The organism is Bacteroides clarus (genome assembly GCF_015555825.1).
Classification (GTDB): Bacteria; Bacteroidota; Bacteroidia; order Bacteroidales; family Bacteroidaceae; genus Bacteroides; species Bacteroides clarus.
The window spans coordinates 90,127-113,369 of the sequence record NZ_JADNLF010000009.1; the positions used below are offsets into that span (position 1 = coordinate 90,127).

A 23,243-nucleotide genomic window follows, 5' to 3' on the forward strand; every position below is an offset into this window, starting at 1 on the left:
GGAGATACGCAAACTCTCCCCGCACAAATCGTCAAAGAAAAAGAGTCTACAAGTTCATCAAATCGTTCAACGCCTCGCTCATGCTGGGATGCGTGAAGATGAAATCGCGCAGGAAAGTATATTCCTGCCCCGTCTTCATGGCCATTGCCACCAGATTGATGACTTCGCCCGACTCCGCTCCGAACAGGGTACAGCCCAGTATCTTATCGGTATCGGCATCCACCACCACCTTGAACAGCCCGTCCGTATTGCCCAATGTACGGGCACGGGGAATGGCGGCGACGGGGAGTCTGTTTACTTTGATGTTCAAGCCTTTCTTGCGGGCTTCGTCCTCGTTCATGCCGATGCGTGAAAGCGGCGGGTCTATAAATACCGAATAGCTCACCGGCTCACGGTCGGACACCTTACGCTCGCCCGCTCCAAACAAATCCTCGCGGAGAATGCGATAATCGTCCAGCGAAATGTAGGTGAACTGTAAACCGCCTTTCACATCGCCGATGGCGCGGATATTGGGATTGGTGGTCTGCAAATGCTCGTTCACGATGATAGCGCCCCGCTCGTTCACCTCCACCCCAGCTGCGGACAGGTTCAATCCTGCGGTATTGGGGCGGCGTCCGGTAGCCAGAAGAACGGCATCCGCATCCAGCCGCATCACCTCGCCCGTCACGGCATCCCGGCAGACAACCACCGTACCGTCCACGGACTGCACACGGGCATTCAGACGGAACGTTACGCCTTTCTTCTCCAGCACCTCTTGCACACTGGCGGCAATGTCACGGTCTTCGCGGGCTATCAGTTCGGAAGAGCTTTCCAGCACCGTCACCTGCGAACCGAAAGAAGCGTACATCGAGGCGAACTCCAAGCCGATGTATCCGCCGCCCACGATGACGAGACGCTTGGGCAGTTCCGTCAGTTCCATGATGGAAGTGCTGGTGTACACCTTCGGATTGTCCTTTATCCCCTCGATAGGCGGAATGACGGTTTCGGCTCCCGTATTGACAAATATCCGCGGCGCCTGAAGCCGGATTGTTTCTTCCGCCATGCGTACCTCCACCGCATCGGGGGCGATGAAAGAGCCCGTACCCGTATATACCGTTATATTGGGATGGTCTGCCAGATTGCGGTAGTTCTTCTGACGCAGGAAAGAGGTCACTTCCTCTTTCTTTGCCACGGAACGGCGGTAGTACGCCTGTTTCTGTTCCCAGGACGCGCTCTTATCCGCCAGCTCCGCCGAATGTACCAGCGTCTTGGTCGGAATACATCCGATATTGATACACGTACCGCCGTACATCTTATCCGAACGTTCTATCATGGCAACAGTAAAGTTCCGTTTCGCCAGCTCGGCAGCGAGTGTCTTGCCGCCTTTTCCAAAGCCGATAATAATAGCATCATACTTTTTCATACTCTTATTTCTTTAATCGATTCAATACTCTTTTCGCGCTGTCCGCCAGCACCACGATGGCTCCGGCAAGGATGGCGGTATCTTTAATGACCAGTCGTCCGGCTCCGGTCAGCAAGGGGAAGCCATGCTCTCCGCTTCCCAAATCGGGAACCCACACCTCGGGGGTGGTGACGAGGAACGAAAGCGTGCCGACAGTCATTATGAGGGCGAGCGCGGCTCCTGCCAGTCCGATTCCGGGAGAGAATATCCCCAGGAAGGTAAGGATACCGATTGTCATAATCAGTATGCCGAGGCCGCGGGAGAAACCGTAGGTATTGTTCTCCGCGTGCCACCGGTGCTTGGCTTCGTTGAACTCGCCCTCTTTCAGCTTGTATTCCTTGTACTCCGGCGCAGGCTTGTTGTAGAAGAAACTCATGAACGGGCTGTTTGCCACGAACGGTACGATTCCTTCGGCTTCGTAGTTCCAGAATTTCAAACCGCCTATCCATACAAATATCACAAGAATAGCCACACGGATGAGGTTAACACCCAGCTTTTGGGAAGAAGCGGCCAGTGTCAGCGCCGCAAAAAACAGGTTTTGCAATTTCGTTTTCATATCTTTGTTGTTTTAGGTTCACTGAAGAGGCGTTACGTCTCCGGTGAAATGTTTTTGCAAATATCCCTGTTTCCGGCCGGTTGCGGAATAGCAATTATTCCGTAACAGTTGGCAATTCTTCCCGTTGTACCTGTTTTCGGTAGTCCGACACGCTCCCGCCCGTCATTTTCTTGAAGAAACGGCTGAAGGCGGCCACGTCCTCAAAGCCCAGGATAGAGCCGATTTCCTTAGCGCTTTTGCGCGTGTACAGCAACAGCCGCTTGGCTTCCGCCTCTGTCCGCTCGTGGATGACGCGAAGCGGTGAGGGCAATCCGCAGGCCACAAACAGATTGGACAGCGTTTTAGGCGAACGGCAAAGCATATCGGCATAGTCCCGCACTTGCTTCTTCTCGCGGAAGTTACTGTCTACCAACACATAGAACCGGCGGATAACATCGAACGTCTGTTCATTCTCCCGCCCCACACCGAACCGTGTACGGGCAATGCGTGTACACGTGATGATGAAACGTTTCAGCACAATCCGCAGCATCTCTTCCCGGAGATTATCATTAACGGCGGACTCCTGACGGAAAATCCGGACTATGTCGCGCAGGTTGGACGACTGCTCTTCCGACAGCTTCAACCGCATCACCCGGGACGAGCCGTAGAACAGGAATCCGTTGCAGGACACCTCGTCGTCGTGCCCGTAGATGCAGTAGAAGTTACTGTTGAACACAAAAGCCAGATACTCGCCTTCCACCTCTTTGATATCCAGATGATGCAGCGGGGTAAGCGTAATAATCTCGTCCTTTTCCAGCTTCATGGGGATGTGGTCTACCTCGACGGTAAGCGTACCGCCCTGCACCCACAGAAACTTATACAAAGTCTTGTCACGTTGCAGCGGCTTGCTTTCGTGGAAGCGGGATGTCATCGCGATATTGCCGTTCAAGCGTGTATTCAGTTGGTAATCCATACTCGCAGATTATTTGATAGAAATAACAAAGATAAATAATATCTTGTTTACTACCGATTATTTCCCGACTTTTGCATCCCGAAATTCCTTTTTATTTCTAACCGGATTAACAGTAAAACAGAATGTTCCCCATCACCTTCGTATCCCTCGGCCCCGGAGAAGCCGAACTGATTACCCTGAAAGGACTGAAAGCCCTGCAAGCCGCCGATTGCATCTTCTGTCCCGAAACACTCGCCCGCGACGGCCGTCCCCTCTCACGTGCCGCCGACATCATGCTCCGGCTCGACATACCCGCCGGCCATATCCGCCGCTTCTCCCTGCCCATGAGCAAGCAGCGGACGGACGCCCTCAACGCCTACGACCGAGTGTACGCCGAAGCCCTTTCCCTGCATCACGCAGGCAGGAAAGTGGCCGTCGTGGCAGAGGGCGATGCAGGCTTCTACTCCTCTATACATTATATATATGAGAAACTGCAAGCCGCCGGCATCCCCGTGGAACAGATTGCCGGCATCCCCGCCTTCATCGCCGCCGGAGCGCGGGGCGGACTGCACATCGCCAGCCAGGAAGAGAGGCTGACCGTAATTCCCGGCATCACCACCGCCGAAGAGATAGAACGGCTGATACAGTCGGGGAGCACAGTCGTCATCATGAAGCTGTCGCAATGCGCCGGCGAGGTACACCGCTGCATCCGCCTGCATCCCGAATACGACTACCGTTATTTTGAGAACGTAGGCACTCCGCAAGAGAAATACATCAGCGACAGGCAGCAGCTCGAAACGCTCCGTTTCCCTTATTTCTCCCTGCTCATCATCCGTCACAATGGTTTCTGATGCCGATTTAATACAATTTCGCACAGAGTACGAGTGATTTTTGCGGAAATGGCTTACCTTTGCACCTTGTGTAATTAAAAAAGATAAAGACATGAAGAAACTTGCTTTTTATATGTTGATGCTGGTTATGAGCATCGGTTATGCCTGCGCACAAGGCGGGGCGGACATCAAATTCGACAAGACCACCCATAACTTCGGAACATTCTCCGAGAACAATCCGGTGGTAAGCTGCACGTTTACATTCACCAACGTAGGAGACGCTCCGCTGGTAATCCACCAGGCCGTGGCATCTTGCGGATGCACGGTGCCCGAATACACGCAAGAGCCGGTGATGCCCGGAAAGACCGGAACCATCAAGATTACCTACAACGGTACAGGCAAATATCCCGGACACTTCAAAAAGTCCATTACGCTGCGCACCAACGCCAAGACCGAAATGATACGTCTGTTCGTTGAGGGCGACATGACCGCCAAAGACGCCAAATAAACGTTTTTATGATACAGAATAAAGGAGAATTTTTCAATTCTCCTTTTTTTTTGCTTTCTTTGAAGTCTATAACAAATTTGTCTTGCGGGATGAAAATATTTATCCCGCAGGACAAAAAATATTGTCCCGTAAGACGAATAAATCCGTCTCGTGAGACGGTTTATTTCATCCCGCAGGACGGAAATTACACATTCACAAAGCGGATAATCAAGACATATCGCAATCATAACAATAAAAATAAAACAACTATCATGAAACAAGAAGAAGAGAAACTGACCGGCGTGCCGGAAAATGCGTTCCGGGAGCTAAAGCCGGGAGAAGTCTACAACCCCTTGATGAGTCCCGACAGGAAATATCCCGAAGTGAACCTCTGGTCGGTACTGTGGGGTATCGCTATGGCGGTTCTGTTTTCGGCGGCGGCGGCCTATCTGGGACTGAAAGTGGGACAAGTATTCGAGGCGGCCATCCCTATCGCCATCATCGCCGTCGGCGTGTCCGGCGCAGCCAAACGCAAGAACGCGCTGGGCGAAAACGTCATCATCCAATCCATCGGAGCCAGTTCCGGGGTAATCGTGGCAGGCGCCATCTTTACCCTGCCCGCACTGTATATCCTGCAGGAAAGCTATCCGCAGGAAATCACCGTAACGTTCGCGCAAGTATTCATCAGCTCGCTGCTGGGCGGTGTGCTGGGTATTCTTTTCCTTATCCCGTTCCGTAAATATTTCGTAAGCGACATGCACGGCAAATACCCCTTCCCCGAAGCGACCGCAACGACGCAGGTGCTTGTATCGGGCGAGAAAGGCGGCAGCCAGGCGAAACCGTTGCTGATGGCGGGTATCATCGGCGGTCTTTACGACTTCATCGTGGCCACCTTCGGATGGTGGAACGAGAATTTCACCACCCGCGTATGCGGCTTCGGCGAAATGCTGGCGGAGAAAGCCAAGCTGGTATTCAAGGTGAATACCGGAGCGGCCGTACTGGGTCTGGGATATATCGTCGGACTGAAATACGCTTCCATCATCTGCGCCGGTTCGCTGGCCGTGTGGTGGATTATCATTCCGGGCATGTCCCTCATCTGGGGCGACAGCGTGCTCAATCAATGGAACCCGGAGATTACCGCCACCGTAGGCGCCATGTCTCCCGAAGAAATCTTCAAATACTACGCCAAGAGCATCGGTATCGGCGGTATCGCGATGGCGGGCATCATCGGCATCATCAAGTCATGGAGCATCATCAAGAGCGCCGTGGGACTGGCCGCCAAAGAGATGGGCGGCAAGGCCGATGCGGAAGCCGGCGTGAAGCGTACGCAACGCGACCTTTCCATGAAGATTATCGCCATCGGTTCCATCATCACGCTGATACTGGTTACGCTGTTCTTCTACTTCGACGTGATGCAGGGCAATCTGCTGCACACGGTGGTGGCTATCCTGCTCGTTGCGGGCATCTCGTTCCTCTTTACCACCGTAGCGGCCAATGCCATTGCCATTGTGGGTACGAATCCGGTATCGGGCATGACGCTCATGACGCTTATCCTTGCATCGGTAGTAATGGTGGCGGTAGGCTTGAAAGGCCCCGGCGGAATGGTGGCGGCTTTGGTGATGGGCGGCGTGGTGTGTACGGCGCTGTCTATGGCGGGCGGTTTCATCACCGACCTGAAAATCGGTTACTGGCTGGGAAGCACCCCCGTCAAGCAGGAAACGTGGAAGTTCCTCGGAACAATCGTTTCGGCGGCTACCGTAGGCGGTGTGATGATTATCCTGAACAAGACTTACGGATTTACCAGCGGACAACTGGCAGCTCCGCAGGCCAACGCAATGGCGGCGGTTATCGAACCGTTGATGAACGGTGTGGGCGCCCCGTGGTTGCTGTACGGCATCGGTGCGGTGTTGGCTATCGTGCTGAACGCTTGTAAGATACCGGCTCTCGCTTTCGCGCTGGGTATGTTCATCCCGTTGGAACTGAACGTTCCGTTGGTGGTGGGCGGCGCCGTAAACTGGTACGTAACCGGCCGCAGCAAAGATGCAGTCCTCAACGCAGAACGCGGTGAGAAAGGTACGCTGTTGGCATCCGGTTTCATTGCAGGCGGCGCGCTGATGGGCGTGGTAAGTGCGGCAATGCGCTTCGGCGGCGTAAACCTGGTGAACGACGCATGGCTCAACAACACATGGTCTGAAGTGCTGGCGCTGGGCGCTTATGCCATCCTGATATTCTATCTCGTCAAAGCTTCGATGAAAACAAAATAAGCTGCGAGGATACTGAAATAAGCTCGGACAATATAAAACGATATTCATCAAATGAATATGTACAGTCAGGTTATACATATTCATTTGATATAAATTAAAGTTCAACATCATGAGAAAAATACTATTCCTATCCCTTTTATTCGCAGCGACGGCACTGTCCGCGCAGAAACCCGTCGAACTGCTGTTGTGGCCTGACGGTGCGCCCAATACCAACGGGCTGACCGGTGCGCAGGAAGATTTGAAAGGCGGACGCGTCGCCAATGTGGTCAATCCGTCCATTACCGTCTACCGTCCGGCCAAACCCAACGGTATGGCTGTCATCATGTGTCCCGGCGGCGGATACGGCCGTCTCGCCATGAACCACGAAGGGCACGACATGGCAGCCTGGTTTACAACGCAAGGCATCACGTATGCGGTGCTGAAGTACCGCATGCCGAACGGGCACAACGAAGTTCCCCTGTCGGACGCCGAACAAGCCATCCGCCTCGTACGCGGGCATGCCAAAGAATGGGGGCTCAATCCTAACCGTATCGGTATCATGGGAGCATCCGCAGGCGGACATCTGGCAGCCTCTCTTGCCACGCTGTACGGCAGTGACGCCACTCGTCCCGACTTTCAGATTCTGTTCTATCCCGTTATCTCCATGCTGAAAGGCGTCACTCACGGCGGTTCACGCAAGAACCTCATCGGCGAGGCTCCTTCTGACGAACTGGAACAGAAATACTCGCTCGAACGGCAGGTATCTCCCCAAACCCCGCAAGCCTTCATCATGCTGTCCGCCGATGACGCAACCGTACTGCCCATCAACGGCATCGGTTACTTCCTCGCCTTGCGCGAACAAAAAGTACCCGCCACGCTGCATGTCTATCCTACCGGCGGCCACGGCTGGGGCTTCCGTGACAACTTCACGTACAAGCGCCAATGGACCGGCGAGTTGGAAAAATGGTTGAGGGAAGGACTTGCCTTTCCGGAATAACAGCACTTCCGAAAACAACACGATTACAACCATCATCAACCCGTTCAAACCTTAAAACTCCATTATCATGAAAATACAAAGACTACTGATGGCCGCCGCCCTTCTTCCTCTCGCCCTCGCGGCGCAGGAAGACCGGTACGCGCAAATCACCAATCCCCGACTGACGAACATCAACAAAGAACCGCCCCACAGTACCTTTACCTCTTATACGAACGAGGCGGACGCCGTCATCAACGACCGCAAGAACGGAACATTCCGCATCTCCCTCAACGGAAAGTGGAAGTTCGACTACGTAGAGAACTTCGCCGACCGTCCCACCGACTTCATGGATGCCCGGACAGACGTAAGCCGCTGGCCGGACATCGACGTCCCCGGCAACTGGGAAGTGCAGGGTTTCGGCACTCCCATCTACGTCAACCACCCGTACGAATTCTGCTCTTCCGGCTACGTTCCTTACTGGGATAAGCCCAATCCGCCGTACGTGCCCAAGGAATGGAATCCCACGGGAACCTACCGCCGCACTTTCACCCTGCCCGCCGATTGGGAGAGCAAAGAAATCTTCCTGAGCGCCGACGGAGTGCGCGGAGCGGCGTTCTACTACCTCAACGGCAAGTTTGTCGGCATGAACAAAGACGCCAAGACCCCTGCCCGCTTCAACGTTACGTCTTTTGCCCACAGGGGCGAGAACGTGATAGCCATACAGGTACACCGTTTTTCCGACGGCAACTATCTGGAGTGTCAGGACTTTTGGCGCATCAGCGGCATCGAACGGGACATTTACATGTATGCCCGCCCGCAAATACATCTGACGGACTTCAAGGCCGAAACGCCTCTGGACGGAGATTATCGCAACGGAATCCTGAAACTGAAAGTGAAGTTCGCCAACAAAACCGACAAGGAAGTCCCGTTCGTCGTAGGCTATCGCTTGCTGGACAGCAAAGGCAGGCAGGTCGCCCAGTCCTCGACCCGTGTGGGTCACGGTCAGACGGAAGTGGAGTTCACCCCCAAGACAATCGAAGCACCGTTGCAATGGACAGCCGAAACGCCCGACCTCTACACGCTCGTTATCAGCCTGAAGCATATCAACGGCGACGTTATCGAGGCCACCAGCTGCAAAGTCGGTTTCCGTACCGTAGAGATAAAGGACAAGCAACTGATGGTAAACGGCAGACCTATCCTCGTGAAAGGCGTCAACTATCACGAGCATAATGAATACACCGGGCACTACGTTCCCGAAGAGCTCATGCTGAAAGACTTCGAGCTTTGGAAGCAGTACAACATAAACACTATCCGCACCTGCCACTACCCGCAACAGGAACGTTTCTATGAACTGTGCGACCGGTATGGCTTCTACGTCATAGACGAAGCCAATATCGAGAGCCACGGAATGGGCTACAATCTGAGCGTAGGCGGCACGCTGGGAAACAATCCGCTGTTTATGAACGCCCATGTAGACCGCACGCTGAATATGTATGAGCGGGACAAGAATCATCCGAGCATCATCATCTGGTCATTGGGCAACGAAGCGGGAAACGGTCTGAACTTCTACGTCACCTATAACACGCTGAAAGCGCTTGACAGCCGCCCCGTACAATACGAACGCGCCCTGACGGAATGGAATACGGACATCTTCTGCCCCATGTACCACCGCCCCGCCCATATTGAGAAATACGCGCAAGACCCCGAAATGACCCGCCCGCTCATTCTCTGCGAATACGCCCATGCCATGGGGAATAGCCTGGGTAACTTCCAGGATTACTGGAACATCATCGAGAAGTATCCCATCCTGCAAGGCGGTTGCGTCTGGGATTGGGTAGACCAGGGACTTGCCGCCAAGACCGCTGACGGCCGCAAATACTGGACGTACGGCGGCGATTACGGTGAGTACGGCACTCCGTCCGACGGCAACTTCTGCATCAACGGTGTGGTATATCCCGACCGCAGCGTCAAGCCGCAGACCGAGGAAATGAGAAAGGTGTATCAGAACATCAAGTTCTTCGACTTCGACCGTGTAGCCTTTGTCGTAAAGATACGGAACGACTTCTCCTTTACCAATCTCGACAAATTCGACTTTTATTATATCGTCCGCCATCATGGCAAGGAGATTTACAAAGGACGTATCGAGGACATCCAAGCCGAACCGGGACAGACCGTTACCAGTCCGTTCCTGAATGGCATTCCCGTCGTCAATAACTCCACCGGAGACGTACGCATAGAGTTCTATGCCGCCATCCGTACACCCGAGCCGTTTCTTCCGGCAGGTACGGTCATCGCGCGCGAACAAACCTATGTATATACTTTCCACAAGGAAAACGCCCCGAAGCAGGCATTCGCCGATTCGGAAGACAATGGCCGGCAAGTCATTTTCTCCGGTGCAGACTTCAAAGCCACATTCGACAAGCAAAGCGGTCTGTTAGTATCTTATCAATATAAGAAGCAGGAATTCATTCACAACGGACAAGGTCCCCGCCCCTTCTTCTGGCGCGCCCCTACCGACAATGATTACGGAGCCAAGCTTCCCGTACGTTTGAAAGCGTGGAAAGAGGCCAGCTACCAGGAACCGAAAGCCGAAAGCTTCAACGTAGCGCGTGACAAAGATACTACGGCGGTAAAAGTGACCTACCGCTTCCCGCAGACCGACGCCCGCTGGGATATAACGTATAAGGTGTACGGCAACGGCGTCATCAAGGTGGACAATCACTTCGTCGCGGAGAATGCCCAGACACCGATGATACCGCGTGTGGGGCTGCGCATGCAACTGCCCGCCCGCATCACCTCGCTGACCTACTACGGCCGGGGTCCGGAAGAGAATTACCGCGACCGCCGCACTTCACAGTTCATCGGCGAATACACGTCGGGCATCAAAGACATGTACGAGCCTTATGTCCGCCCGCAGGAAAACAACCACCGCACGGACATCTATTGGTGTACCCTCACCGACAAGGCGCAAGAAGGCTTGCTGTTTGTAGCCGACCGCACTTTTGAAATGAACGTGTCCAACTATCCGCTGGAAAGCCTGGATAGCGGCGACTCTCTCGAAAACGGCTCTCCCCGTACCGAAAAGACCAACCACCGTCACCTCACCGATCCGCAACCGGAACATTCGGTAGATTTCTTCTTGGATTACCGCATGATGGGCGTAGGAGGCGACAACAGTTGGGGAGCTTTGGCTCATGAACCTTACCTGATATACTGCGGTAAGTGGAATGCCATCGATTATGGTTTTACGATTGTTCCGTTCGACAAGAAAACGGATTTCAAGAGTTTGATATATAAATACTAAACCGTTTGACAATGAAAGCCTTATCAGGCAGAATCCGTGTTTTATCCGGTATGCTTTCCACTTTACTCGGTATATGCTGTACTTTGGCAATCGCATCGTCCGTCTCTGCACAGGAAGCGGACAATGCCATGCTGAAATACGGATTGAGCTTCCTCAAAACTCCCTATGTGGCGCATACGCTGGAAGTGAACGACGAGGAGAAACTCGTAGTCAACTTCGACGAAGTGGATTGCACTACTTTTGTGGAGTATGTGCTGGCTCTGTCACTGTCCCCCGTCAAGGACGGGGCGATAGATAAGGCCGACTATGCGCGAAACCTGCAAAACATCCGTTACCGTGACGGTAAAATTGACGGTTACACGTCCCGCCTGCATTACATTGCCGATTGGGTTAATAACGGTGTCAGGCATGGCTTCATGGAAGATGTGGCCGCAGCCAACAGCCCTGATACGGTAAGGCTGTCCCTCGATTTCATGTCTACACATGCCAAAGCGTACAAGCACTTGGAGTCATCTCCCGCCAACATCGGTAAGATGGAAGAAATAGAAAAGTCCCTGTCCGGACAAGTCTTTCATTATATCCCCAAGAACAAGCTGCCCGACAATGGTTTCGGTTGGATAAAGAATGGAGATATCATAGCCATCACCACCAATATTCCGGGATTGGATGTTGTCCATCTGGGGCTTGCCTATTATGAGAGAGGAGTGTTGAAGCTGCTTCACGCTTCTTCTACCCGGAAAATGGTGGTTGTTACGCAGAGGCCGTTGGCACAGATGCTGAAAAACAATAAGAAATTTACGGGGATCAGGGTGTTGAGGATGAAAAAGGACGGACAGTAACAAGGCTGGATAACCCTATCACAGGGCTAAAAAACAAATCAAGGATGTACCTCTATCTCGATAACCGGTACATCCTTGATTTGTTTTTTGTTAGAACGGCAACGGCCCGTCCGACCCCACCCCGCCAAACGGATTGTCCGTTTGAGGCATATAGTCGGCGGCAGACGGTGGCGGTGGCGTAGAAGGGCTGCCGATGGGCGCGTTCATACGCGAACCGAACGTAGCTCCCCCGCCACCTTCGGTAGGCGGCGGAATCACCATATCGTCCTCCGGATTCTGGAAGCGGGTGTACTGGCCGATAAAGCGCAGGCGCACATCACCCACGGCACCGTTACGGTGCTTGGCTATGATAATCTCCGCCATACCACGCAAGTCGCTACCGTCGGCGGAAGTATAAATCTTATAATATTCGGGACGATGGATGAAACATACCATATCGGCATCCTGCTCGATGGCTCCGGATTCACGAAGGTCGCTCAACTGCGGGCGCTTGCCCTCTTCCCCTTCACGATTCTCCACACCACGGTTCAACTGCGACAGGGCGATGATAGGGATATTCAACTCCTTGGCCAATCCTTTCAGCGAGCGGGAAATCGTACTCACCTCTTCCTGACGGCTACCGAACGACATACCGCTGGCATTCATCAACTGAAGGTAGTCGATGATAATGACCCTTACCCCATGCTCGCGAACCAGACGACGGGCTTTGGTACGAAGCTCGAATACGGAAAGAGAAGGAGTATCGTCCACATACAGCGGCGCATCCAGCAAGTCACGCAATTTATAGTCCAGCTGTTGCCATTCGTAGTCGGCAAGCTGTCCGCTCTTAATCTTCTCACTCGGAATTTCGCACACATTGGAGATAAGACGGTTCACCAACTGCACGTTACTCATTTCAAGGGAGAACAGGGCGACAGGGTTGCGGAAATTCACGGCGATGTTCTTTGCCATGGAAAGCACGAACGCCGTTTTACCCATGGCAGGACGGGCGGCTATAATGATAAGGTCGGAGTTCTGCCAACCGGAAGTCATCTTGTCCAGCTTCGTAAATCCACTCTCGAGGCCGCTCAAACCGTCGGTACGGGCGGCGGCTTTCTGAATAAGGTCGTACGCTTCGGCAATGACCGGATTGATTTGCGTATAGTCCTTCTTCATGTTCTGTTGGGAAATCTCGAACAGCTTGCCTTCGGCTTCCTGCATCAGGTCGTCCACATCGAGCGTCTCGTCGAACGCTTTGGACTGGATATTGCTGGTGAATGTTATCAGCTCGCGCGCCAACGCCTTTTGGGCGATAATACGGGCGTGATATTCGATGTGCGCAGAAGAGGCTACCTTACTGCTGAGCTGGGTTATATAGAACGGACCGCCCACCTCTTCCAAATCTCCGCGTTTGGCCAGCTGCTCTTTGACCGTAAGGATATCCACCGGTTTCTGATTGACCGCCAAGTCCGTAATAGCGGAATATATCAGCTGATGCCGATGCTCGTAAAAAGATTCCGGACGGAGAATTTCACTCACCAATGAATAAGCGTCTTTCTCAATCATCAATGCACCGAGCACAGCCTCTTCCAGCTCCGGCGCCTGCGGCTGGATACGCCCGTAGTCGTTGACGGGCTGGGGTGCTTTTGATTTCGGAGTACGTGTAGTTCGTCTTTGTTCTGCCACTTTTTGAATTAAAAATTGAAAATTAAAAATTAAGAAATAATAGTCGGCCTTTCAAAAGGGAAAGCAAAGATAAATGATTTTATTGATAGCAATCAATAAATCGTTGTTAAGTTTTCAATCTACTATAAACAGAATTCATTAACTTTGTGTCCGGAGCCGCTTTGGCAGCCCGTTTTTTGTTTTTTAATTTTCAATTCTTAATTCTCGGTTTAACAATGCTTACTTTTCCGAACGCTAAAATAAACTTGGGGCTGAACATTACAGAGAAACGCCCGGACAGTTACCATAATCTGGAAACCATTTTCTACCCTATTCCTATTGAAGATGCGCTGGAAATAAACCCGTTGCATGACGGTGACGGAAAATATTGCCTGCATCAGGCAGGTATCGAAATAGCAGGAGAAGCGGAAAACAATCTGGTAGTAAAGGCTTATAAACTGCTGGATGAGTTGTTCGACCTGCCGCCGGTAGATATTCATCTGTTCAAACGTATCCCCTCGGGAGCCGGATTGGGGGGCGGTTCGGCTGACGCCGCCTTTATGCTGAAATTGCTGAATGAGAAATTCAATCTCGGTTTGAGTCTTGACAAACTGGAAGAACACGCGGCCCGTCTGGGTGCGGATTGCGCTTTCTTTATCCGGAACGCTCCCACTTACGCGGAAGGTATCGGGAATATATTCTCACCTGTTTCTTTGTCGTTGAAGGGGTATCAGCTTTGGTTGGTAAAGCCGGACATATTCGTTTCCACACGGGACGCCTTTTCGCAAATAAAGCCGCGCCGTCCGCAGCGGTCACTAAAGGAGACAATACAGTTGCCCGTTGAAGAATGGAGAGAGTATATGATGAATGACTTTGAAGAGAGCGTGTTTCCTCAATTTCCCGCTATCGGAGAAATAAAGGAAGAGATGTACAGGCAGGGTGCCGTCTATGCATCAATGAGTGGTTCGGGGTCATCCGTTTACGGGTTGTTTGCCGCTGATGCCGTATTGCCGGATATTGATTTCGGGAAGAAAGCATTTTCCTACAAGGGAAGGCTGAATGTGTGAAATACAAAACATAAAGTATAAAATATGAGGTATCAGGTATGAACCATGCGGACGGGGCATTGTTATACCTCATATTTTATACTTTATGTTTTGTATTTTAAGATGAAAAGATTTAGATTTTGTTTCGTAGCAAGTATGCTACTGCTTGTTTCCGCTTCCGCCTTTGCCAAAGAGCTTCCCGCGAAAATACAGGTTGCCTTTGAGAAGATGTACCCGCAAGCCGTTAATGTGGAATGGGAACAGATGGCGGGATGTTATGTGGCGGAGTTCGTTATGGACAATCGGGAGATAGATGTGTGGTTCGATGAAAATGCCCAATGGGTAATGACGGAGAATGACGTGGAGTCGCTGGAGAAAGTTCCCGCTCCCGTTGCCGAAGCGTTTATGGAAAGCATTATGTCTTCCATGAGATTAAAAGATGTGAGAATAATCACTTTCCCCAAACATCCTACAATAATTGTTATCGAAGTGGAAGTTTACAATTCCAATGAAGAATTCCAACTGTTCTATTCGCCGGACGGAAAGTTACAGCAACAACTGAATGTGAGCGAACTGGGTGGAGAGATTTACCCGGGATTGTTTGATTAAACGTTATTTAAGTATGAAGTATAACCATGCGGTTGGGGCACCGTTATACTTCATACTTTATATTTAAATGTACTTAGCTCAGGCTTAGTACACTTCTACTTTCTCGGCTATTCGTTTGGCTTTATCGCGCAGCGTATCAAGGTCGCTGCCCAGCGGCGCATAGCATAATACAACGCCCATACGGCGATTGACACGGGTAGTCGGTTTGCCGAAGATGCGCAAGTAAGTATCTTCTTCTTTGGCCACCTCTTCCATACCGCGATAGTTAGGGCGCTCCTGACTGGCAATGGACGACAGGATAACGGCACTTGCACCGATCCGCTCTTGCTTGATACCCGGAATAGGCAGGCCAAGTACGGCACGGCAATGCAATTCGAATTCATTCAGATTTTGCGTTCCTGCCAGTGTCACCATACCCGTATCGTGCGGACGCGGAGAGAGTTCGGAGAAGTAAACACCGTTCTCATGGCTCAGGAAGAATTCCACTCCCCACAAACCGGCGCCTGTCAGGGCACGGGTTACTTTCTCTGCCATATCCTGCGCTTCCTTTAAATGAGCGGGATCGATATGGGCAGGCTGGAAACTCTCGCGATAGTCACCACCCTTTTGTACGTGGCCGATAGGCGGACAGAACAGAGTGGGACCATTCTTTTGGGTAACTGTCAGCAAGGTTATCTCACTGTCGAACTTAATGAACTCTTCGATGATAAGCTCCTTTATATCGCCACGGCTACCATTACAACCGTATTCCCAGGCATGCTCCAGTTCGTCGGCGCTCTTCACGAGCGATTGTCCCTTACCGGAAGAAGACATCAACGGTTTTACCACACAGGGGAAACCGATTTTTTCGGCAGCGGCTTTCAGTTCGTCCAAAGAAGTGGCATAGAAATATTTGGCGGTCTTCAGTCCCAATTCCTTGGCGGCGAGGTCGCGGATGGCTTTACGGTTCATGGTAAAGTTTACTGCGCGGGCGCTGGGCACAACCTGAATACCTTCTTTCTCAAAATCGTACAAGCGTTCCGTACGGATAGCCTCAATTTCCGGTACAATAATATCCGGCCGGTGTTTGCGTACTACACGTTCCAATGCGTCACCGTCCAGCATACTGAACACTTCGCATTCGTCTGCCACTTGCATGGCGGGTGCTCCGGCATAAGAGTCGCAGGCAATGATGTATTGCCCCTTGCGCTGAGCGGAAATCACGAACTCCTTACCCAGCTCACCGGAACCTAACAGTAAAATCTTTTTCATTTCAGTATCAGTTATTATAGAATTGTCGCAAAGATAGGGAGAAAAAACGATATAAAAAGAAATACGGGAAGTTAACTTCATTCACCGTATCGAGTTAACTTCCCGTAATTATGATATTAACATATTACTACCCACTTGGTTAACTTCACAGAGGCTATGAAGTTAACCAAATGCAGATGCTGTTATTGATGTTGCTCTCTCAACAAGTCGTTCACCGTCTTAACCGGATTGAATGTAGTCAGGGGTACTTCTACAAAGACCGTGTTCCAATCGCTCATCGCACCGTTCCAAAGTCCGGGAAGTTCCAGGGCTTTCAGGTCTTTACCGTTCTTCGACTTATAGGAAATAAAGCCTGTTGCCTTATCCACATACTTCACCAAGTCGAATTTGTGACCTTTATAATCGCGTACGGCACAAACCAAATCTACCGGATTGAAGTGCGTACCCTTTTCAAACATATCTTTCTTCTCCGGATCGTTCATGTCAATCTGTGAGCTTTCGAGGATTTGCAGGGAAATCGTACCGTCACTGTTATATGCAAGGAACGGGCCGCCACCCGGCTCGCCTACGTTCTTCACCATACCGCAAACACGCATCGGGCGGTTCAGCTTTTCTTTCAGGTAAATCACCAGTTCGGCATCTTCCAGGTTCTTCGTTTCCGGATTCTTGCAGAACAGCTTCTTCTGTACAAACTGCAGGATGTCGAGAATCTGTTCGTGCGTATATTTGCCGCTGTCCAGCAGTTGCAGGTAAGCGAATGCCTGCTGCTGCAATGTGATGAGTACGCCCGCAATCAGTTTCTTATATAATACGGTATCGCCCTTCAGCTTATCGGGCACAACGTTATCGATGTTCTTGATGAAGATTACATCGGCATCGAGGTCGTTCAGGTTTTCAATCAATGCGCCGTGGCCGCCCGGACGGAACAGGAGCTTGCCGTTATCGCGGAAAGGTTTGTTTTCCATATCGGCGGCAATGGTATCGGTGCTCGGCTTCTGCTCGGAGAAGCTGATATTGTAATCCACACCGTATTTCTTGGCATAGGCGGCCGCTTTCTCGTCCACCAAAGCCTTGAACAGCGCACGATGTTCGGGAGATACGGTGAAATGCACATTCACCTTGCCGTTCTTGTTGGCCGCATAGAGCGCACCTTCCACCAGATGCTCTTCCAACGGGGTACGGCTGCCGTCTTCGTACTTATGGAACTTCAACAGTCCTTTCGGAAGCGCACCGTAATTCAAGCCCGCCGATTCGAGCAATGCGGCAACCACAGCTTTGTAATTTCCGGCGGCCAGCAACGCGGGAATATCTTTACCGGCTGTTTTTTGGCATGCGGCGTTCAAGTCATCGTAAAAAGCAAACTTCTCGATTTTCTCGAAGAATGTTTTCTCAAAACTTGACTGGGGAGCATCGTATTCCGCTCCGAGGAATTCAAATAAATTCTTAAACATACGGCTTGCCGCGCCCGATGCCGGAACAAACTTCACAACCGTTTTGTCTGTCTGAGTGTATGTTTCCCACGCATTCAGATATTTTTTCTGCTCATCGGCGTCCGGAGCCAGTATACCCTGCTCTACGGAAGCGGCGGCAGATAACTTTAAATATGGAAATCCTTTTTCGAAACAGGCCAGTTGTTCGGCAATCTGCTCTTCTGATATGCCTTTCTTGGCAAGCAGTTCTTTGTCTTGGAGTGTTATCATAATATCTAAATTTATTAATTGATGCCCAAAAATACAAAAAAAGCGGAAGTGCCATCAAGAAAAAGAAGAAAAAAACTACCTTTACAGCAGAAAATACGGACGATTATGGAAACAGATGAATTTTTCACTACCGGAGAGAAGCGTTTGCTCTTCGTACTCTACCGAAAATTATTGCAACTTTCAGGGGAAACACTCCACAAAGGCGATTGCAAAAAGCTGAAAACACATCTTGTAAACTCTATACGGAATAACCGCATACAACGGGACATCTTCGGCCTGAATCCGGTTATCAAGGATATGCAGACCGCCGTTATCGTAGCGGAAGAAATAGGCATGAAGCGCGCCTCCATTCTGGGACTGATGCTTCACGACTCCGTACGCTGCGGCACTTGTACTTCCGAAGAAGTGGAACGGAACTACGGCGAAGATGTAGCGGGCATCATACGAGGATTGATACGGGTAAACGAGCTTTACTCCAAAAGCCCCACTATCGAGTCGGAAAACTTCCGTAACCTGCTGCTGTCCTTTGCGGAAGACATGCGCGTTATCCTCATTATGATTGCCGACCGCGTGAACATCATGCGTCAGATAAAGGATTGTGAGAATGACGAAGCGCGCAAACAGGTGGCCAATGAAGCCGCTTATCTATATGCTCCTCTCGCCCACAAGCTGGGTTTGTACAAACTGAAATCGGAACTGGAAGACCTTTCACTGAAATATACGGAGAAAGACGTTTACTATCACATCAAGGAGAAGCTGAACGCAACCAAAGCTTCACGCGACAAGTATATAGCCGCTTTCATCGCTCCGGTACAGAAAAAGCTGGAAGATGCGGGACTGCACTTCCACATCAAGGGACGCACCAAGTCCATTCACTCCATCTACCAGAAGATGAAAAAGCAGAAGTGTCCTTTCGAGGGCGTGTACGACTTGTTCGCAATCCGTGTGATTCTGGATTCTAAGGTAGAAAAAGAGAAACTGGAATGTTGGCAGGCATATTCCATCGTAACGGATATGTACCAGCCCAACCCGAAGCGTCTGCGCGACTGGCTGTCCGTGCCTAAAAGCAACGGATACGAATCGCTGCACATCACCGTGATGGGTCCCGAGGGCAAGTGGGTGGAAGTGCAGATTCGTACCGAACGCATGGACGAAATAGCCGAACGGGGTCTTGCCGCCCACTGGCGATATAAAGGAATCAAAGGCGAAAGCGGCTTGGACGAATGGCTGACTTCCGTGCGTGAAGCGTTGGAAAACTCCGACAGCAGCGGATTGGAGACCATGGATCAGTTCAAGCTGGACTTATACGAAGACGAGGTATTCGTCTTTACCCCCAAAGGGGATTTGTTCAAACTGGGTAAAGGTTCCACCGTACTCGACTTCGCATTCCACATCCACAGCAAACTGGGCTGTAAATGTATCGGAGCGAAAGTAAACGGCAGGAATGCACAGCTCAAGCAGATATTGAACAGTGGCGATCAGGTGGAAATCATGACTTCCAATACCCAGACGCCCAAGCAAGGCTGGCTGAACATCGTCACTACTTCCAAAGCGCGCACCAAGATACGGCAGGCGCTCAAAGAAATGGCTGCCCGCCAGCACGCATTTGCCAAAGAAACGCTGGAACGTAAATTCAAGAACCGGAAGATAGAATATGACGAGGGTACGATGATGCGCCTCATCAAGCGTCTCGGCTTCAAAGTGGTAACGGATTTTTATCAGAGCATTGCCGACGAAACGCTCGACGTCAACGACATCATAGACAAGTACCTCGAACTGCAAAAGCGGGAGAATGATACGCATGATGACATCGTGTACCGTAGCGCCGAGGGCTATAACCTGCAAGCCGCCACCCTGCCCGAAGAAACAACCGCCAAAGAGGATGTGCTCGTCATCGACCAGAACCTGAAAGGCCTGGACTTTAAGCTGGCACGCTGTTGCAATCCTATCTACGGAGACGAGGTATTCGGTTTTGTCACCGTAAGCGGCGGCATCAAGATACATCGTTGCGACTGTCCGAATGCCAGCGACTTACGCGAACGTTTCGGGTACCGTATCGTCAAGGCGCGTTGGGCGGGTAAGTCACAAGGTACGCAATATCCCATTACGCTACGTGTGGTAGGCCATGACGACATAGGCATCGTAACCAATATCACTTCCATCATCTCCAAAGAGACCGGAATTACGTTGCGAAGTATCGGCATCGATTCTCACGACGGATTATTCTCAGGTACGCTTACCGTCATGGTAGGCGATACCGGACGACTGGAAGCGCTTATCAAAAAGCTGAGGACAATAAAGGGAGTAAAGCAAGTGTCACGAAACTGACAGCGTAATTCTAAAGTTCAACACTGCGTTTCTAAAGTTCAACTTTACCCCCAAGTTAAACCCTATGTTCCCCAAGTCCGACGTCACGGCCTTTATTTTTCAATTTTTAATTCTCAATTCTCAATTTACCAATTATGCAGTACGATTTCAAAAAACAGCTCCGCAGTTTCGGTTACGCCTGGCAGGGTATCCTGAGTTGTGTAGGCAAAGAGCAGAACCTGAGTTTTCATTTGATTGCCACGGTGATCGTAATCATTGCAGGATTTGTTTTGGGGATTACACGTTCCGAATGGACAGTGATAATTCTGTGTATCGGTATAGTGATTGCCGCCGAGCTGTTTAATACCGCCATTGAGAAACTGGTCGATTTAGTATCTCCCGAGCGGCATCCCATTGCGGGACAGGTAAAAGACATTGCCGCCGGAGCAGTGCTGGTATGCGCTGTTGCGGCGGCAATTATAGGATTGATTATCTTTATACCCTACTTTAGTGGATTATAAAATAAGTAAATGGTGAAATCAATCACCTCACCTTTTTTCTTTTATAGTAGGGATACGTCAGCAGGACGAAGAAGAACAATGCAAGCAGGGCGGCTACACCGGCTGCATGATAGAGCAAGTACGCATCCGACAACCGGCAAGCTGTTGCCAGACCCGCCAGAAGTCCAGTTTCCATAGCCAGATAACAAGTCGTATTGCCCGTTCCTCTTTGGCAATGATGCGACAGTTTCACAAACATCCTTGTAAACGGTATCGTAAGAAGCACTAATACACCCAATGTCAAGAATGCGATGTAATCTCCTACATATAGTAAAGGCAGCAATACACCCGGCACAAAAGCAATCAGCAGCATATTCAGTGCAGGCACCCATGCACGCGGTAGCAGGAAGCGGTCTAAACTGCATAGCTTCATCCCGATAGGCGCACGGAAAGCGACATATACCCTTGATGTGAAATACATGCTGAGAACTCCCACTGCAATAGCCAGGTAAACGACTGTACGGAAGCCGTAAAGGTCGTACAGCAAGATACCTATTCCCGCTCCTATCAGCATGCCCAAACGTGCAGACCATGCATATACCATATTGCCCGCGCTGCGCCTCGCCGATGTGGTGATGTCGATGGCTACCGTAATGCCCGCTGTCGTTGCCAGTCCGAAGCAGCCCCCCTGCACCAACGCAAGCAGCAACAGTTTGATATAGCTGTCTGCAAAGGCATAGCCCGCCGTCGCCGCCAGCATGGCAAGGGTGGAATAAAGCAATACGTTCTTCCGCTTGTATTCATCGCACAAATAAGCATGAAACGGGCCTACCGCAAACATTGCCGCCGCAAATACCAGAAACATGCTCCCTGCCTGAGGGAAGGATATGCCCAGTCGCTCCGGCATTACGAACGAAAGTACGGGAAAGAGCATATAGACGGATGCAAACAGTAACAGGTTGGCCGCGCACATCCGCCAGAAGTTGAGCGTCATGAGCCCGTTAGTACTGTTCTTTCTCATTCGGGAAGTCTAAGTTCTTCACATCGGAGATGTAATGACTGATAGCGTCCGTCATTACAGTATGAAGGTCGGCATAGCGACGCAGGAAACGGGGACGGAAACCGTTGTTCATGCCCAGCATATCCTGCACAACCAGTACCTGACCGTCTACACCGCCACCGGCACCGATACCGATGATAGGAATAGTCAGCTCGCTTGCCACACGTTCCGCCAATGCGGCGGGAATCTTTTCCAATACAATGGCGAAGCATCCGGCTTCTTCCAGCAGATGGGCGTCGCGTATCAGCTTTTCCGCTTCCGAATCGTCTTTGGCACGCACCGTATATGTTCCGTATTTGTTGATGGATTGCGGCATCAGTCCGAGGTGTCCCATGATAGGAATACCGGCACTGAGAATACGTTTTACCGTCCCGATGATTTCTTCCCCGCCTTCCAGCTTCAGAGCGTCTGCATGGCTCTCCTTCATAATACGGATGGCAGAGGCAAGGCCTTCCATTTCATTTCCCTGATAGGAACCGAACGGCATATCCACCACTACCATTGCGCGCTTTACGCCACGGACAACAGACTTGGCATGATAAATCATCTGGTCGAGGGTTATAGGAAGTGTGGTCACGTTACCCGCCATTACATTGGAAGCGGAGTCGCCTACCAGAATAACGTCCATACCTGCGCCGTCCACAATCTGCGCCATGGTATAGTCATAGGAAGTCAACATTGATATTTTTTCACCTCTTTGTTTCATCTCAACGAGGCGATGCGTAGTTACTTTACGAGTGTCGTCTGAAATATATCCAGCCATGATAATTATGTGTTTAATGATTTTTTTTAGCGGCGCAAAGTTAGCGCTTTTTCCCATTACTTGTGCACTTGAAGCATTTTATCGTAAGTAAAGCCCGTAAAATCATCTAATACACAATGACATAACGGAGCGATAGCCTCACGGGAGTTTGTTGTTGCCAGCCCTATAACGGTGGCTTCGGATGCCATACCCGCTTTCAGTCCGTTAAAGGAATCCTCGAATACGTAGGTGGTGGCGGGAGTTGTACCGAATACTTCCATACCGAGCAGAAAACAGTCGGGAGCCGGTTTTGAGTGGGCAAACATTTCGGCGGTAAGAATTCTGTCGAACATGGTCTCCACCTCAGGACGGGCACGATAGACGGCAGCCATTTTCCGGTCGTTGGAACTGGTGACAACCGCCATTTTCACATGGTTACGACGCAGGTCGGCGATAAAATCGAGCACACCGGGGATGTAGTCATAGGCCATATCCTGTTCAAAATGATTGAGGGCGGCTGTGATTTCCTGTTGTTCCTTTGTTTTCCCGGCGAAAAATGTATCGCAAATGTAAGTCATTGTCTGGCCTTTTATGCGGCTCTCCAAATCGTCCATACCCAGATAATCGACACCGACTTTATGCCAAAAGATAGAATACTGCGTTTCGGTATCCATCACCACTCCGTCGAAATCGAAAAGGACGGCTGTTGTTTTTATTGTATCCATGTTTAAAACAAATATAATATTCGAGTGCAAAGGTCTGAATAATCATCGAACT

Annotated in this window: 19 protein-coding genes; 10 read left to right on the top strand and 9 right to left on the bottom strand. The window is 50.9% G+C overall.

The features are described from left to right. Nucleotides 1-46 precede the first annotated feature (46 nt). The 3 genes from I2F54_RS11185 to I2F54_RS11195 form a co-directional block, all read right to left on the bottom strand. The gene (locus tag I2F54_RS11185; RefSeq protein ID WP_195501242.1) at nt 47-1,402 is read right to left on the bottom strand and encodes an FAD-dependent oxidoreductase; all 1,356 of its coding nucleotides are present in this window, start codon (nt 1,400-1,402) and stop codon (nt 47-49) included. Nucleotides 1,403-1,406: 4 nt separating this feature from the next. After that, nucleotides 1,407-1,997 carry a DUF417 family protein gene (locus I2F54_RS11190; RefSeq protein ID WP_195501243.1) on the bottom strand — a complete coding sequence of 197 codons (591 nt, stop codon included), beginning with the start codon at nt 1,995-1,997 and terminating at the stop codon, nt 1,407-1,409. A gap of 94 nt (nt 1,998-2,091) precedes the next feature. Next, entirely contained in the window at nt 2,092-2,949 is an 858-nt protein-coding gene (locus tag I2F54_RS11195; RefSeq protein WP_195501244.1) for an AraC family transcriptional regulator, read from the bottom strand. Nucleotides 2,950-3,071: 122 nt separating this feature from the next. On the opposite strand from I2F54_RS11195, the gene I2F54_RS11200 reads away from it, so the two are divergent. From I2F54_RS11200 to I2F54_RS11225, 6 genes are all read left to right on the top strand, one after another. Then, nucleotides 3,072-3,779 carry a precorrin-2 C(20)-methyltransferase gene (locus tag I2F54_RS11200; RefSeq protein WP_195501245.1) on the top strand — a complete coding sequence of 236 codons (708 nt, stop codon included), beginning with the start codon at nt 3,072-3,074 and terminating at the stop codon, nt 3,777-3,779. A gap of 91 nt (nt 3,780-3,870) precedes the next feature. Next, nucleotides 3,871-4,266: a DUF1573 domain-containing protein gene (locus I2F54_RS11205; RefSeq protein ID WP_009120834.1), complete on the top strand. Its 396-nt coding sequence runs from the start codon at nt 3,871-3,873 to the stop codon at nt 4,264-4,266. 251 nt (nt 4,267-4,517) lie between these two features. Next, on the top strand, nt 4,518-6,509 hold the full coding sequence (locus tag I2F54_RS11210; protein ID WP_195501246.1) for an OPT family oligopeptide transporter: 1,992 nt from the start codon (nt 4,518-4,520) through the stop codon (nt 6,507-6,509). Between the two features lie 109 nt (nt 6,510-6,618). Further along, nucleotides 6,619-7,485 carry an alpha/beta hydrolase gene (locus I2F54_RS11215; protein ID WP_009120832.1) on the top strand — a complete coding sequence of 289 codons (867 nt, stop codon included), beginning with the start codon at nt 6,619-6,621 and terminating at the stop codon, nt 7,483-7,485. A gap of 67 nt (nt 7,486-7,552) precedes the next feature. Then, nucleotides 7,553-10,768 carry a glycoside hydrolase family 2 TIM barrel-domain containing protein gene (locus I2F54_RS11220; protein WP_195501247.1) on the top strand — a complete coding sequence of 1,072 codons (3,216 nt, stop codon included), beginning with the start codon at nt 7,553-7,555 and terminating at the stop codon, nt 10,766-10,768. 11 nt (nt 10,769-10,779) lie between these two features. Then, the gene (locus tag I2F54_RS11225) at nt 10,780-11,607 is read left to right on the top strand and encodes an N-acetylmuramoyl-L-alanine amidase-like domain-containing protein (RefSeq protein ID WP_410518267.1); all 828 of its coding nucleotides are present in this window, start codon (nt 10,780-10,782) and stop codon (nt 11,605-11,607) included. 90 nt (nt 11,608-11,697) lie between these two features. On the opposite strand, the gene dnaB is transcribed toward I2F54_RS11225, so the two are convergent. Continuing rightward, nucleotides 11,698-13,272: a replicative DNA helicase gene (gene dnaB / locus I2F54_RS11230; RefSeq protein WP_009120828.1), complete on the bottom strand. Its 1,575-nt coding sequence runs from the start codon at nt 13,270-13,272 to the stop codon at nt 11,698-11,700. 215 nt (nt 13,273-13,487) lie between these two features. On the opposite strand from dnaB, the gene ispE reads away from it, so the two are divergent. Both ispE and I2F54_RS11240 read left to right on the top strand, forming a co-directional pair. Beyond that, nucleotides 13,488-14,318, top strand: a complete 831-nt coding sequence (gene ispE, locus I2F54_RS11235; protein WP_195501248.1) for a 4-(cytidine 5'-diphospho)-2-C-methyl-D-erythritol kinase — start codon at nt 13,488-13,490, stop codon at nt 14,316-14,318. Nucleotides 14,319-14,420: 102 nt separating this feature from the next. Further along, complete coding sequence (locus I2F54_RS11240; protein ID WP_195501249.1) at nt 14,421-14,906, top strand: PepSY-like domain-containing protein; 486 nt, start codon at nt 14,421-14,423, stop codon at nt 14,904-14,906. 84 nt (nt 14,907-14,990) lie between these two features. Here I2F54_RS11240 and purT read toward each other — a convergent pair whose 3' ends face one another. Continuing rightward, entirely contained in the window at nt 14,991-16,157 is a 1,167-nt protein-coding gene (gene purT, locus I2F54_RS11245; RefSeq protein ID WP_009120825.1) for a formate-dependent phosphoribosylglycinamide formyltransferase, read from the bottom strand. Between the two features lie 182 nt (nt 16,158-16,339). After that, the gene (locus I2F54_RS11250) at nt 16,340-17,857 is read right to left on the bottom strand and encodes a DUF4301 family protein (RefSeq protein WP_009120824.1); all 1,518 of its coding nucleotides are present in this window, start codon (nt 17,855-17,857) and stop codon (nt 16,340-16,342) included. 105 nt (nt 17,858-17,962) lie between these two features. On the opposite strand from I2F54_RS11250, the gene I2F54_RS11255 reads away from it, so the two are divergent. Beyond that, entirely contained in the window at nt 17,963-20,185 is a 2,223-nt protein-coding gene (locus tag I2F54_RS11255) for a RelA/SpoT family protein (protein WP_087426341.1), read from the top strand. Between the two features lie 134 nt (nt 20,186-20,319). Continuing rightward, nucleotides 20,320-20,685, top strand: a complete 366-nt coding sequence (locus I2F54_RS11260; RefSeq protein ID WP_195501250.1) for a diacylglycerol kinase family protein — start codon at nt 20,320-20,322, stop codon at nt 20,683-20,685. A 22-nt stretch (nt 20,686-20,707) separates the two neighbouring features. Here I2F54_RS11260 and I2F54_RS11265 read toward each other — a convergent pair whose 3' ends face one another. Genes I2F54_RS11265 through I2F54_RS11275 form a run of 3 tightly spaced genes read right to left on the bottom strand, consistent with a single transcriptional unit; the run spans nt 20,708 to nt 23,191 of the window. Next, the gene (locus tag I2F54_RS11265; protein WP_195501251.1) at nt 20,708-21,685 is read right to left on the bottom strand and encodes an MFS transporter; all 978 of its coding nucleotides are present in this window, start codon (nt 21,683-21,685) and stop codon (nt 20,708-20,710) included. Next, nucleotides 21,666-22,487 carry a 3-methyl-2-oxobutanoate hydroxymethyltransferase gene (gene panB / locus I2F54_RS11270; RefSeq protein WP_009120820.1) on the bottom strand — a complete coding sequence of 274 codons (822 nt, stop codon included), beginning with the start codon at nt 22,485-22,487 and terminating at the stop codon, nt 21,666-21,668. Before panB ends, I2F54_RS11265 begins: the two co-directional genes overlap by 20 nt. A gap of 56 nt (nt 22,488-22,543) precedes the next feature. Then, nucleotides 22,544-23,191, bottom strand: coding sequence for an HAD family hydrolase (locus tag I2F54_RS11275; protein WP_118468425.1), 648 nt, complete (start codon nt 23,189-23,191; stop codon nt 22,544-22,546). Nucleotides 23,192-23,243 lie beyond the last annotated feature (52 nt).